Origin of the sequence: Paenibacillus sp. tmac-D7 (genome assembly GCF_006519665.1) — a bacterium.
GTDB lineage: Bacteria > Bacillota > Bacilli > Paenibacillales > NBRC-103111 > Paenibacillus_G > Paenibacillus_G validus.
The window spans coordinates 71,041-82,837 of the sequence record NZ_VIDW01000017.1 but is presented as its reverse complement, the minus strand read 5'-3'; the positions used below and the strand labels follow the sequence as shown (position 1 = coordinate 82,837).

The following is an 11,797-nucleotide window of genomic DNA, read 5'->3' as shown; positions in this document are numbered from 1 at the left end:
ATAAGCATACCACACAACGTGGAAAAAGGAATAGCAAACTTATTTCCGCAGCACAATCGGATGAGCGTTCTAAAGCGGCTGGCCCGACCTGCGGGACTGCGAGAACGTGAAGTGAAGCCCGCCCTGTTTCTCCCGGCACACGCCCAGGTCGATCAATGGCTCGACACTGGAAGGGTCAGTGCGGTAAGCTAAATTGAACAGCTCGCAAGCTTTTTCCAGATTGTTCTGCTTCACCTGAATACACCCCATCGCGTTTAACGAGATGGCTTTCAGCTTCAGGTTTTCCGTTAACTGCGACAAAAATTGGAAATGGGAATAGCTGTCTTCCGTATGTCCTTGATGAAAATACGACATGGCGAGGTAGATCCGGGCTAGCGTGAAGTCAGGCTGATTGTGCAGCAGCTCGGCAAACTGATCGATCGCTTCGCTATACATGTGCAGCTTGTAAAAGCCTTGCCCGCGCACGAATAGATCTGATCGTTTCGCCGCAAATTCCGGATCGAGCGGATCGGCGCCGCCCAGCAGGGAAACCATGCCGGTCGCCTGCATCATTTGGCCCAGCTTCTCTTCGAACAACAGCCATTCTTCAATACAGCTGTCACTCATTGCCTTCAAAGCCCGCAGCTTTTCCTTCAAATGCTTCCGCTTCACAGCGGTTGAGGACGGGTATTCCGACATCACTTCATCCAGCATTTCATTCATCGATGCAAACAGATGCTTGAACATACGCACATCCCACCTTTACGCCGCTTGGTAACATGGTATCTTCATTGTGCGTCTCCCCGTCCCGTTTCATTCGGCTTAGAGCACGGTGGAATGAATTTCTTCCTTCAATACGCTGACGACCTCGTTGCCTTCGCCCATAATGGCGATGCTCGGGGTATGCTTGCGCGCTTCTTCGTCCGTCATCATGGCATAAGATAAAATAATGACTTTATCCCCCGGCTGCACCAAGCGAGCCGCGGCGCCGTTCAGACAAATAACGCCCGAACCTCTCGAGCCTGGAATAATGTACGTTTCAAACCGGGCGCCGTTATTATTATTCACGATTTGCACTTTCTCGTTCGGGAGCATATCGAGCAAATCCAGCAGGTCTTGATCGATCGTAATGCTCCCGACATAGTTCAGATTCGCTTCCGTCACGGTAGCGCGGTGTATTTTCGCTTTGAGCATCGTGCGAAACACGGCGTTCGCCTCCTTATAGTTGGGTGTCCGCCGGCCTCTCGGGCCGGGACATGGGATAGGTGTAGGTTAAGGAATTCGGACGATACAATTATCGATCAAACGTGTCTTACCGAATTTGACCGCCAGCGCCACAATGATGCGTTCACCTTGTGTGAACGATTCGAGCGGTTCAAGCGAAGGGAACGCGAGAACCTCGGCATAATCGATTTCGGCTAACGGCGACCGGCGGATATGCGTTCGCACGTTCTCGATAAGCTGCTGCGGCGTTAAGCCGACGCCGCTCTCGGCAAGCGCCGTCTCCGCTTCGCGCAGCGCGGCCGACAATACGGTCGCCTGCTTCCGCTCCTCTTCGTTCAAGTAAACGTTCCGCGAGCTCTTGGCCAAGCCGTCCGCTTCGCGAATCGTCGGACACGGGACGATCTCCACCGGCAGGTTGAGGTCGAGCACCATTTGCTCGATGACGGCGACCTGCTGCGCATCCTTCATTCCGAAAAATGCGGCATCCGGCTGTACGATATGGAAGAGCTTGGCGACAACCGTCGCCACCCCGTCAAAGTGACCCGGCCGCGAAGCTCCGCAAAGCCGTGTGGTGACCTCGCGCACCGACACCATCGTCTTGATCGGCTGCGGGTACATTTCGGCGACTTGAGGCAGGAAAACGATATCCGTTCCAGCCTGCTCGGCAACGGCCAAGTCCCGCTCTTCGTCGCGGGGATAACGTTCGAAATCTTCGTTCGGACCGAACTGCAGCGGGTTCACGAAGATGCTCAGCACCACGATATCGCAGGAGCGCCGCGCCGCTTCGAGAAGCGAAGCATGTCCTTCGTGCAAAAAGCCCATCGTCGGCACGAAGCCGACGCGAAGGGACGGCTGCTCCGCTCTCCGCGAGCGGATGCTCTGCCGTAAGTCTGTTATATGCTGGATGACTTGCATCGTTATCGGATTCTCCCTCCGCCGTACAGATGGCTCGCTTCCTCTTCCGTCATGCGGAACGAGTGTCCTTCAGCAGGAAACTGTCTGGCCTTCACTTCATGCACGTACTGCTGCAACGCACCTCGTATCGTCTCACCGACGTTCGCGTAAGCCTTGACAAACCGCTTCGGCTGAACGTCCGCTCCGTAACCGAGCACATCGTGAAAGACCAGCACTTGCCCGTCACAGGACGCGCCCGCCCCGATCCCGATCGTCGGTATGGTCAACCGCTCGGTGAGCTGCTCCGCCAACTGGTCGGTCACCAGCTCCAGCACGATGGAGAACGCGCCCGCTTCTTCCAGTGCCCGGGCATCCTCCAGCAGCTTCTGAGCCTGCTCGCTCGTCTTTCCCTGCACCTTGTAACCGCCGATTTGATGAATCGATTGCGGCGTTAAGCCGACATGTGCCATGACCGGAATGCCCGCCTGCACAAGCGCCTTCACGACAGGCGCAATTTCCGCCCCGCCCTCCACCTTGACGGCTTTCGCAAGCCCTTCCTGCATGATGCGGGCGGCGTTGCGCAGCGTCTGGTCCATACTGCCGTGATACGTCATGAACGGCATATCCGTGACGACGAAACTGGATTGAACGGCTCTCGTCACGGCCTTCGTATGATAAATCATGTCATCCAGCGTGACCGGAACGGTCGATTCGTAACCGAGCACAACATTGCCGAGCGAATCGCCAACCAGAATGACATCGACGCCGGCTTGGTCGGCCAGCATCGCGGATGGGTAATCATACGCGGTAATCACACTAATCGGCGTTTTCTCTTGTTTCATTTTCCGCAGCTTGGCGGTAGTAATCGGTTTGCGCGTTTCCATGGGCAGCACCTGCTTTCTTCCGATTTTCGTCCGATGAACATAGTATTGCGATTCTTTGCCGGATTGTTGCGGAAGAACAAAAAAACCTTCCAGCTTGCCCGGGAAACGGGAGCTCAAAGGTTCACATGTCTAATTTCATATGATCCTTCTGTCTCGGTCCAATAGGCTCAGAGCAGAATCCGACATATTGCAAAAAAGTATGAAATTTTCGGTACATCATTCCATCATACCGTGAACACGGAACAAAGTGCAGTTCCTGCGAGGATACCGCCTTCGTTACTGCTCATTATATCAAACTTAACATGAAAAGTCATCTAAATTCAACGTCGCCCGAAAACATTTTGCGCACGCTGCCATCGTTTAGCCGGACGAGCAACGCCCCTTGCTCGTCGATCGCCTCGGCAAACCCTTCAACCGTCTCCTGCGGCATTCGGCACACGATCTCCCGTCCGAGCGAAACCGTCAACGCTTCCCACAGCAGCTTAATGGGCGCGAAGCCTTCCGAGCGATACAGCGCGTACAAGCGCTCCCATTCCGCCAGGAGCTCCACGAACAGCAGCGAACGGTCGATTCGACGACCGGCCGCGATCGCGAGCGATGTGGCAATTGCACGAATGTCGGGAGGATAGTCGTCCTCCGTCAAGTTGACGCTAATGCCGATGCCGGCGACAACGTGCTGCAGGGTGCCGTTCTCCACGTTCGCTTCCAGCAAAATCCCTGCGACCTTGCGGCCGTCGATCAACAAATCGTTCGGCCACTTAATCCCCGCATCGAGTCCGGTCACCTGCCGGACGGCACGGCATAACGACACGGCTGTCAACAGCGTAAGCTGCGGCGTTTGGGAAAGCGGCAACCAGTCCGGACGTAAAATAAGGCTGAACCACAGCCCCTTCCCTTTCGGAGAATGCCAGCGTCTGCCCATGCGGCCGCGGCCGGCCGTTTGCAATTCGGCAAGCACGACGGCTCCCTCCGGCGCTCCGGCTGCCGTAAGCTGCTGGGCGACGATTTGGGTCGAGTCGACTTCATCGCGAAGATGAAGCTGCCTGCCGAACCGCTCCGTACGCAGGCCGGCCAGCAAGGAAGGCAAATCAAACTTCTCCGGCGCCGACAGAAGCCTGTAGCCTTTGCGTGGAATCGCTTCGAATTGAAACCCCTGCTGCTTCAGCCGCTCAATCTGCTTCCAGACGGCCGTGCGGCTAATGTTCAGCTTACCGCTAAGCTCCTCACCCGAGATATAATCGCGGTCCGACTGCTTGAACAGCTCCAATAACCGATCTGTCATCGTATTCCCTTCTCCTGCATTTCGCCGTATAGTTCCCTTGCCGCTTGGATTAACGCTTCCTTCCGATTCGGCAGCGAGCCTAAAGCCGCCTGCCGGAGCAGCGCTTGCAGCAGCTTGCCCGTCCAGGGACCGGCTTTGCCCTGCAGCGCCTCCAGCACCTCTTGCCCAGTTACCGCCAAATCCCGCAGCCGCGCAACGGGCATTTCTGCAAGCCACGCTTCGCCATGCCGAATCCACTCCGTGAATATGGGGTGCGTCACCGTATCCGTACCGGCAGCGTGGCGTATATTCCGGTCCAGCTTATAAATAGTTCTTAACGTTTGCAATCCGTCGATCCCATATCGAAGCGCCGCTTCCACCCATAGCTCTCTGGCCTCATGACTCGGTTCTCCAGCATCCCTCACCGTGTATGCAGCCAGTTCATGCATAAGCCAGGCATTCGCCTCCACGATACGGCCGACCTCTTCGATTTGTTTCTTGGCGAACGTCAGCTTCCGCATATCCGTGTCATAGTCGCCTTGACCGGCGCCCAGTTTCAAGTACAGGTAAGCCAGACGATCCTCAAGCCGCGTAAGCTTCCTCAGATCAAGTTCTCCGACGCTATCGATCTCATCCAGTCTTGCCCAGCAAAGCTTTTCTTTGGTATGCGCAAGCAAACGGCAATCCTTCAGCAAGAGCATGGCTCCGCTCGGGTCGCTTCCGGTCAGCATCCGTTCCAATTCGGCTCGAATGCGTTCCATGGCGATATGCCTAAGCAGCGGCGCAGCCCCCAGCAAAGCCAACCAGGTGCCGGACTCCGGCTTCAGGCCGTACTCCGCGGCGAACCGAATACAGCGAAGCATCCGCAGCGCGTCCTCGGAGAACCTTTCTTGCGCCGAACCGACGCAGCGCAGGATGCCTCGCTCCAAATCCGCTTGTCCGCCGAACGGGTCGATCAGACGCCCGTTCAAATCCATCGCCATGGCGTTCATCGTAAAATCGCGCCGCTGCAAATCTTCGTGCAGGCTGTCGATATATTCGACCGAATGCGGGCGACGATAATCGGAATAATCCCCTTCTTTACGGAACGTCGTGACCTCGAACGGCTGCCGATGGACGACAACCGTAACCGTTCCGTGCTGAAGTCCGGTCGGCACGGTGCGCTGGAAAAGCGCCTCCACCTGCTCCGGCCGCGCCGATGTAGCGATGTCGTAATCTTTAACCGGTCGGCCGAGCAGCTCGTCCCGCACACAGCCGCCGACGAAGTAAGCTTCGAAGCCGGCTTCATTCAGCCGGGCCACGATTCCGAGCGCATGTTGTTTTAACGCCTGCCCCTCCGTCTCTTTCATGCCGCACTCATCCCTCTTAGCATTGTAGCGGCTTCTCCTGAAGCTCGCTCGGTACCGGTTTGCCCAAAACCCGGTAATACAGCGCTTCATACTGTCTCGAAATCACATCATTACAGAACGTATAACGCGCCCGGTGCAAGCAAGCCTCCCTCATCGTACGGTAAGCCGACTCATTCTTCAGCAGGTTGATTGCAAGCTGTGACATCTGCTCTACATCGCCGATTTCGGCGAGATACCCCGTTTCCCCATGCGTAATAAGCTCTGGGATGCCGCCTGCATTGGAAGCAATCGTCGGCACGCCGCACGCCATCGCTTCGAGCGCCACCAGGCCGAAGCTCTCCTTCTCCGAAGGCAGAAGCATCAAATCGGCCAATGACAGCAGCTGCGCGACATCATCCTGTTTGCCGCAAAACGTTACGCGATCCAGCAAGCCGAGCTCCTTCACTTTGCATAACACCTTGGACAGCTCCGGACCTTCTCCGACGAACAACAGCCGCGCAGGCATTTCCTGGCGAACCCGGTCGAAAATTTCAACCACATCGGTCACCCGTTTAACCGGGCGGAAGTTGGAAATATGTATCAATATTTTTTCGTCCGGATGCGCAAACTCCTTGCGTAAGCTCGTCACCTCGCGCGGATAATACACCCGTTTGTCGACAAAGTTGTAAGCGAGCTCAATCGGCTTCTCGATCCCAAGCAGCTGTCTCGTCTCTTGAATCAAATCTTGGGAAACGGCCGTCACCGCATCGCTTTCATTGATCGCGTACCGGATCAGGTCGCTGAGCGATTCATCTTGGGCGAGCACGGTAATATCCGTGCCGTGGAGCGTGGTCACGACCTTCAGCTCCGGCCCTACCATTTGCTTCGCCAATAAAGCGCAAACCGCATGCGGAATCGCATAATGGACATGCAGCAGGTCCAAATCCTCCAGCTTCACGACTTGCGCCAGCTTACTGGCGAGCGATAAGTCGTAAGGCGGGTATTTAAACACGTAGTAATCATTAACCTCGACTTCATGATAAAAAATGTTCTTATCGAATTTACCGAGCCTAAACGGCATGCTGTGGGTAATAAAGTGCACTTCATGCCCTTTTTCCGCAAGCAGCTTGCCGAGCTCTGTCGCGACCACCCCGGAACCTCCGAGCGTAGGGTAACAGGTAATCCCGATCTTCAACCGCTCCATGGGCGCTGCCTCCTTCTGCTAACGCTGCGATTCGCTTGACGTCGTTGGTTATAGTAGCTCCGTCATATAAGGCAGTTTGCTCATAAAGCCTTCGGCATACAACACCGAGCGTTTCTGTCCCAGCAGCAAATCGCGCGCTTCCACGCGTTCCATATAACCTTGATTCAACGGAGTGCTTACATAATCGCCGCCCGGCGCCGCCGTGAACTGCGTGCGGTAAGCTTGTAAAGCCAATCGTTTCGTATCGTAATAAGCGGTTACATCGACCATTACGTCAGGATCGATCGTATCGTTAATGAAATAGAAATAAGTCTCTGCAACTTGATGCGCCGGGAGCTCCGGCATGTAACGGCGAAGCTTGGCATTGAATACCGCCTCCTGCACCAGCTTGCTACAGGCGATATGATCCGGATGCCTGTCCTCCCAGTAAGGCGCAAATACGACGCGCGGCTTGCGCAGCCGTATTTCGGCCACGATCCGATCGATGAAGTCCGAACTTAAAGTAAGACCCCGATCCGGAAGCTTCAGATTGCTGCGGGCGGATAGACCCATAATGCGCGACGCCTCCTCGGCTTCGGCCTGCCGCGTATCGACTGTGCCGTTCGACGACATTTCGGCGAGCGTCAAGTCGCATATTCCGATCCGGTAACCGGCTGCCGCATGCTTGGCGATCGTGCCGCCCATGCCGATTTCCGCATCGTCGGGATGCGCCCCGAATATTAAGAAATCGAGCGTATCCGTCATTCTTCAATACCCGGCTTATATTTATGTACGAGCTCACGCCAGGCGAAATCGCCGCGGTCGAGCGCTTTAACCAATATTTCGCCCGTGGCGATATTGGTTGCGCACGGAATGCCCTGCACGTCGCACAAACGGAGCAGCGCGATAATATCCGGCTCGTGCGGCTGAGCCATTAACGGATCTCGCAGAAAGATGATCAAGTCCATTTCGTTGGTGGCAACCATGGCGCCGATCTGCTGATCTCCCCCAAGCGGACCGGACATGAAACGGTTGATTTGCAGCTTCGTTTTCTCCATAATGCGCGTGCCGGTCGTGCCGGTCGCAAACAGCTTATGATGCTGAAATACATGTTCATAGGCGGTCACGAAATTGACCATTTCGTCTTTTTTGCGGTCATGCGCAATGAGCGCGATATTCATTGTCATACGGATTTAGCTCCCCCTTAGGCTGTTGCAAACGGTGTTTTCGCGGTTAAAAAACGATTGGTATCGGGGCGAAACCGCAAAGATCGGCCTTGTCCCCGACTTCCGTCAATCGATGAAATGCTCGAAGCCGTAAACCATGCCTGCATATGTCATCACTTTCTTCACCGCAACGTTCACGCCGGGCATGTAACCCGCCCGGTCGTACGAATCGTGCCGGATTTTCAGGGTTTGGCCGAAAGCGCCGAACACCACTTCCTGCTGCGCAAAAATCCCTGGAAGCCTCACGCTATGTATCCGAAATCCGTCGTAGTAGCCGCCTCTCGCCCCTTCGATCGTTTCTTCCTCTTTCGGGTTGCCTTGTCTCAACTCGCCCCGCACTTGCGCAATCATCTCCGCGGTCTTGACGGACGTGCCTGAAGGAGCGTCAAGCTTCTGATCCCCGTGGTATTCGATAATTTCCACATGTGGCATATATTTGGCCGCTTGCGCCGCGAATTTCATCATCAGAATCGCACCAATCGAGAAGTTCGGCGCAATCAGCCCTCCGATCCCGGCAGCTTTACACTGCTTGTCCAGCGCTTCGATGTCTTCCGGGGTGAAGCCTGTCGTGCCCATGACCGGACGAACCTTGTGTTTAATGGCGAGCGCCGTATTAACGACGGCCGATTGCGGCGTCGTGAAGTCGACCATGACATCCGGGTTCGTTTCCACAAGCGTTAATTCCAAGTCGTTCGTCACCATGACGCCGCACGGATCGAGCCCGACAAGCCGGCCCGCATCCGTGTTCTTCGTCGATCGGTCCATCGCCGCTACGAGCTCGAGTTCCGGATCGGCAAGAACCATTTTTACAACCTCTCGTCCCATACGGCCGCTTGCGCCGGCAACCGCTACTTTAATCTTCGTTTGTCCCATAATCTCTTGAGTCCTCTCCTTCTGCACTCCCTAGGATGAAGTACGCCTCATATATTGTTTCCATTTGTGTTCATATTCCGAGAGCAGCCGGTTCCCGATCGAGTGCCCGGGATCAAGCTTCAGCAGCTCTTTCACGGCCCCGATCGCCAAGCTGTATTCGTCAAGCCGCGCATAAGCGATCCCTAGCAGCAGGTAAGCTTCTAACGACAGCGGGTCTTTCTCTACCGCTTGTTTCACTAAAGCAACGGCCAGCCAGAGCCGCTCATCCGATTCTTCGAACAATTTTTCCGCCTCAACCAACAACGCTTTTGCGCGCAGATGCTGCAAATGAAACGTATAGTGCTCATCCGTCGGCTCGAGCTTCACCGCTTGTTCCGCATGCCGGATCGCCTTCGACAATTTATTGCTGCGCGCGTAGGTAATCGACAGCTTGTAATGGTAAGAAGCGTTATTGGGATTCAAGGCGATGGCCCGTTCGAACCAACCGATAGCCTGTTCGAAATCGTGATTTAAGATCGATTCGTACGCTTTTTTAATTGCAAGTTCGCCATCCATTCCCCCATCTCCTTCCTACGTGCATACGGAGCCGGCGCATGGTACGACCGTACGGAAAAAAGGGTGATGGTACAGCATATGTAAGACGTTACGAATCGGTGTCCACTTTAGTCCAACGGTCGGCGTCCCGCGTACGGAATTTATGCATGACTTGATCATGCGCCTTCGTTAGATCGATGCCAAGCGAATTGGCAAAGCAAATCGTTATGAAAAGAATGTCGCCGAGCTCCAGCTCGATTGAATTGTCCGCTTCCGTCGGCTTTTTCGGTTTCTCGCCGAACCGGTGGTTCACTTCCCGCGCCAGCTCGCCGACTTCTTCCGACATCCTTGCCAGCATCGTCATCGGACGGAAGTAACCTTCCTTAAATTGAGATATGTATGCATCCACCTCGTCCTGGAGGTCTTTAAGCGAGCGTTCCTTGTCCATGGTTCGATCCGTCACCAGCCTTACTCAGGGTTCTGATGCTTGCATCACCGCAGAACATCAATACCATGTTAACGCAAATGGAGGTTCCGTGACAAATTATTTTTGTCGCGAAGCATACCGCCATGAACGGCGAGCCATATTAGGGAGGAACAGGAGGTGTTTCCGCCATGCTCTCCCCCCTATGGACGCCGCTTCGAAACCTTTTGCCTATCGCCATGGGGACTGCCGTTTATGCATTCGGTCTCCACTATTTCGTCATTTCCAACGAGTTCATGGAAGGCGGCATCACCGGTATCGCCCTATTGCTGAACTATATATTCGGCTTCCCCCCTTCCCTGACAACCCTTGTCATCAATATCCCGTTATTTGTTCTGGGCTGGCGTATCCTGGGCAAATCATCGATGTTCTATACGATTGCCGGTACGCTGCTGCTTTCATTTTTTCTTTGGTTAATGGAGCATTCCATTCGTGCGGGATGGATTGTACCGTTCCGGACGGAACATGATTTTTTTCTCGTATCCGCCTATGCCGGATTTACGTTAGGCATCGGACTCGGACTAGTGTTTCGGTACGGGGGAACGACCGGCGGCTCCGATATTGTGGCGCGCATCGCTCATAAGCTGAGGGGGTGGAGCGTCGGACGCATTATTTTATTCTCCGACGCGATCGTGCTTGCACTTTCGTTGTTTTTTTTGCCGAAGGAAAAAATTATGTATACGCTTGTAGCCGTGTTCATTACGACCAAAATGATCGATATCTTCATCGAAGGTGCCTACGCGGCCAGGGCATTCACGATAATCAGCGAGCGCGCCGACCGGTTGGCCGACGAAATTACGAACAGCTTGGACCGCGGGGTTACGCTGATTCCGGCGATCGGCGCCTTCTCCAAGCAAAGCAAGAACGTCGTCTACTGCGTCGTTGCCCGCAGTGAAATGAGAAGGCTTAAAGACCTCGTCCGAGCCGTCGATCCCCGTGCGTTTATTATCATCACAGAGGTGCACGACGTCGTCGGCGAAGGCTTTAAGCCTCTTTCCTAGCATCACAAGCTTATATGTAGCCGTCTTCGTTGCGGCGTACCGTAACAATCCCGTCGTTCTTCTTCGATAAACGCCAACCGGCGAAGCCCAGGGCGGCCAAGATGACCGAACCGAAGGCAAGCGTCCATAGAATCGGATTTTGTGGCTCCGGATACGGCAAGTAAGCCGTCGCTTCGCGCTTCATAAACAATTTGTCCAACATTTGCCGCATTGGCGGGACCGCGTTTAACACGTTACGGAACGGCATGCCTTGACTCATCGATTGCGATTTCACAAAAGCGACAAGCGAATCCATTCGCTCGACATCTTCGGCGGGCCGGCTGATCAGCAAGCTCGGGTGAATGATGCTGTAATGCTGCTCGAAGTGTGCGCTGGCATGCTGCAGGGACGTTTTATCGCTAGCTTTGGCCGTCTGTTCGATCACATTCACGTCATCCTGCAGCTGCTTGTAATATTGCAGCCAAAGCGGTTGGCTCGCGTGCGTAAGGGAATCGGTCGCCAAGCGAACTTTGGCCGCGGATATTTTCCCTGCATCCGGGTTAAATTTAACCGCTTGAAAGACGCGTTTAGCTTCGGTGATCGTATCAGTCAGCGCGTTCAGACCTTCCACCGACGTGATGCCCTCGAACCGTATTTGCGTGACCTGGTCGCTAATCTGCTGCAGCACCGCGCGGCTTCCCGGAATATCGCCCTGCTGGACCTTCTGGTACATCGTTTCCGCCGTTTCATTCAACAGCTTCACCTTCTGGAGCTGCTCTGGCGTCGGCTTAACGGCTGCCGCAGCATCCTGCTTGGCGGATAATGCGCAGCCCGCCAATAGCGGCAAAAACAATATGAGCGCCATGCTTACCCCGATCCACTTCATTTTCCCGAATCCGATCATCGGACATCCCCTCCTAAGTACAATTTATGGAGGGGTTGTCTCA

General features: G+C 54.8%; 14 protein-coding genes. 1 reads left to right on the top strand and 13 read right to left on the bottom strand.

Annotated elements, in window-relative coordinates; translation table 11 throughout:
- Positions 1 to 69 precede the first annotated feature (69 nt).
- The 12 genes from FKP33_RS13930 to FKP33_RS13875 all read right to left on the bottom strand — a co-directional run bounded on the left by FKP33_RS13930 (position 70) and on the right by FKP33_RS13875 (position 9,834).
- Complete coding sequence (locus FKP33_RS13930; RefSeq protein WP_127607984.1) at positions 70 to 726, bottom strand: tetratricopeptide repeat protein; 657 nt, start codon at positions 724 to 726, stop codon at positions 70 to 72.
- Between the two features lie 75 nt (positions 727 to 801).
- The gene (gene panD / locus FKP33_RS13925; protein ID WP_054797745.1) at positions 802 to 1,185 is read right to left on the bottom strand and encodes an aspartate 1-decarboxylase; all 384 of its coding nucleotides are present in this window, start codon (positions 1,183 to 1,185) and stop codon (positions 802 to 804) included.
- A 66-nt stretch (positions 1,186 to 1,251) separates the two neighbouring features.
- Entirely contained in the window at positions 1,252 to 2,118 is an 867-nt protein-coding gene (gene panC / locus FKP33_RS13920) for a pantoate--beta-alanine ligase (RefSeq protein WP_054797746.1), read from the bottom strand.
- A 2-nt stretch (positions 2,119 to 2,120) separates the two neighbouring features.
- The gene (gene panB / locus FKP33_RS13915) at positions 2,121 to 2,981 is read right to left on the bottom strand and encodes a 3-methyl-2-oxobutanoate hydroxymethyltransferase (protein ID WP_127607983.1); all 861 of its coding nucleotides are present in this window, start codon (positions 2,979 to 2,981) and stop codon (positions 2,121 to 2,123) included.
- Between the two features lie 310 nt (positions 2,982 to 3,291).
- The gene (locus FKP33_RS13910) at positions 3,292 to 4,263 is read right to left on the bottom strand and encodes a biotin--[acetyl-CoA-carboxylase] ligase (RefSeq protein WP_054800082.1); all 972 of its coding nucleotides are present in this window, start codon (positions 4,261 to 4,263) and stop codon (positions 3,292 to 3,294) included.
- Positions 4,260 to 5,591 (bottom strand): CCA tRNA nucleotidyltransferase, encoded by a 1,332-nt coding sequence (locus FKP33_RS13905; RefSeq protein ID WP_141335494.1) that lies wholly within the window; start codon positions 5,589 to 5,591, stop codon positions 4,260 to 4,262. Before FKP33_RS13905 ends, FKP33_RS13910 begins: the two co-directional genes overlap by 4 nt.
- A gap of 16 nt (positions 5,592 to 5,607) precedes the next feature.
- Positions 5,608 to 6,774, bottom strand: coding sequence for an N-acetyl-alpha-D-glucosaminyl L-malate synthase BshA (bshA, locus tag FKP33_RS13900; RefSeq protein WP_141335493.1), 1,167 nt, complete (start codon positions 6,772 to 6,774; stop codon positions 5,608 to 5,610).
- 48 nt (positions 6,775 to 6,822) lie between these two features.
- On the bottom strand, positions 6,823 to 7,518 hold the full coding sequence (bshB1, locus tag FKP33_RS13895) for a bacillithiol biosynthesis deacetylase BshB1 (RefSeq protein ID WP_054797748.1): 696 nt from the start codon (positions 7,516 to 7,518) through the stop codon (positions 6,823 to 6,825).
- On the bottom strand, positions 7,515 to 7,934 hold the full coding sequence (locus FKP33_RS13890; protein WP_174817584.1) for a methylglyoxal synthase: 420 nt from the start codon (positions 7,932 to 7,934) through the stop codon (positions 7,515 to 7,517). The genes bshB1 and FKP33_RS13890 overlap by 4 nt, the downstream gene beginning before the upstream one ends.
- A gap of 111 nt (positions 7,935 to 8,045) precedes the next feature.
- Complete coding sequence (gene dapB / locus FKP33_RS13885) at positions 8,046 to 8,852, bottom strand: 4-hydroxy-tetrahydrodipicolinate reductase (RefSeq protein ID WP_127607978.1); 807 nt, start codon at positions 8,850 to 8,852, stop codon at positions 8,046 to 8,048.
- Between the two features lie 30 nt (positions 8,853 to 8,882).
- Positions 8,883 to 9,407: a tetratricopeptide repeat protein gene (locus FKP33_RS13880; RefSeq protein WP_127607977.1), complete on the bottom strand. Its 525-nt coding sequence runs from the start codon at positions 9,405 to 9,407 to the stop codon at positions 8,883 to 8,885.
- Between the two features lie 88 nt (positions 9,408 to 9,495).
- Positions 9,496 to 9,834 (bottom strand): nucleotide pyrophosphohydrolase, encoded by a 339-nt coding sequence (locus FKP33_RS13875; RefSeq protein ID WP_054797749.1) that lies wholly within the window; start codon positions 9,832 to 9,834, stop codon positions 9,496 to 9,498.
- A gap of 167 nt (positions 9,835 to 10,001) precedes the next feature.
- On the opposite strand from FKP33_RS13875, the gene FKP33_RS13870 reads away from it, so the two are divergent.
- Positions 10,002 to 10,871: a YitT family protein gene (locus tag FKP33_RS13870; protein ID WP_141335492.1), complete on the top strand. Its 870-nt coding sequence runs from the start codon at positions 10,002 to 10,004 to the stop codon at positions 10,869 to 10,871.
- A gap of 10 nt (positions 10,872 to 10,881) precedes the next feature.
- On the opposite strand, the gene FKP33_RS13865 is transcribed toward FKP33_RS13870, so the two are convergent.
- A complete protein-coding gene (locus tag FKP33_RS13865; protein WP_141335491.1) occupies positions 10,882 to 11,754 on the bottom strand; it encodes a sporulation protein YpjB in 873 nt (290 codons plus the stop codon).
- Positions 11,755 to 11,797: the final 43 nt, after the last annotated feature.

Excerpts from the sequence above, each read along its gene's own strand:
- FKP33_RS13880 (WP_127607977.1), bottom strand. The coding sequence starts at position 9,407 with ATGGATGGCGAACTTGCAATTAAAAAAGCGTACGAATCGATCTTAAAT.
- FKP33_RS13890 (WP_174817584.1), bottom strand. The coding sequence starts at position 7,934 with ATGAATATCGCGCTCATTGCGCATGACCGCAAAAAAGACGAAATGGTC.
- FKP33_RS13910 (WP_054800082.1), bottom strand. The coding sequence starts at position 4,263 with ATGACAGATCGGTTATTGGAGCTGTTCAAGCAGTCGGACCGCGATTAT.
- panB (WP_127607983.1), bottom strand. The coding sequence starts at position 2,981 with ATGGAAACGCGCAAACCGATTACTACCGCCAAGCTGCGGAAAATGAAA.
- FKP33_RS13865 (WP_141335491.1), bottom strand. The coding sequence starts at position 11,754 with ATGATCGGATTCGGGAAAATGAAGTGGATCGGGGTAAGCATGGCGCTC.
- panC (WP_054797746.1), bottom strand. The coding sequence starts at position 2,118 with ATGCAAGTCATCCAGCATATAACAGACTTACGGCAGAGCATCCGCTCG.
- dapB (WP_127607978.1), bottom strand. The coding sequence starts at position 8,852 with ATGGGACAAACGAAGATTAAAGTAGCGGTTGCCGGCGCAAGCGGCCGT.
- bshB1 (WP_054797748.1), bottom strand. The coding sequence starts at position 7,518 with ATGACGGATACGCTCGATTTCTTAATATTCGGGGCGCATCCCGACGAT.
- FKP33_RS13870 (WP_141335492.1), top strand. The coding sequence starts at position 10,002 with ATGCTCTCCCCCCTATGGACGCCGCTTCGAAACCTTTTGCCTATCGCC.
- FKP33_RS13875 (WP_054797749.1), bottom strand. The coding sequence starts at position 9,834 with ATGGACAAGGAACGCTCGCTTAAAGACCTCCAGGACGAGGTGGATGCA.
- FKP33_RS13930 (WP_127607984.1), bottom strand. The coding sequence starts at position 726 with ATGTTCAAGCATCTGTTTGCATCGATGAATGAAATGCTGGATGAAGTG.
- bshA (WP_141335493.1), bottom strand. The coding sequence starts at position 6,774 with ATGGAGCGGTTGAAGATCGGGATTACCTGTTACCCTACGCTCGGAGGT.
- FKP33_RS13905 (WP_141335494.1), bottom strand. The coding sequence starts at position 5,591 with ATGAAAGAGACGGAGGGGCAGGCGTTAAAACAACATGCGCTCGGAATC.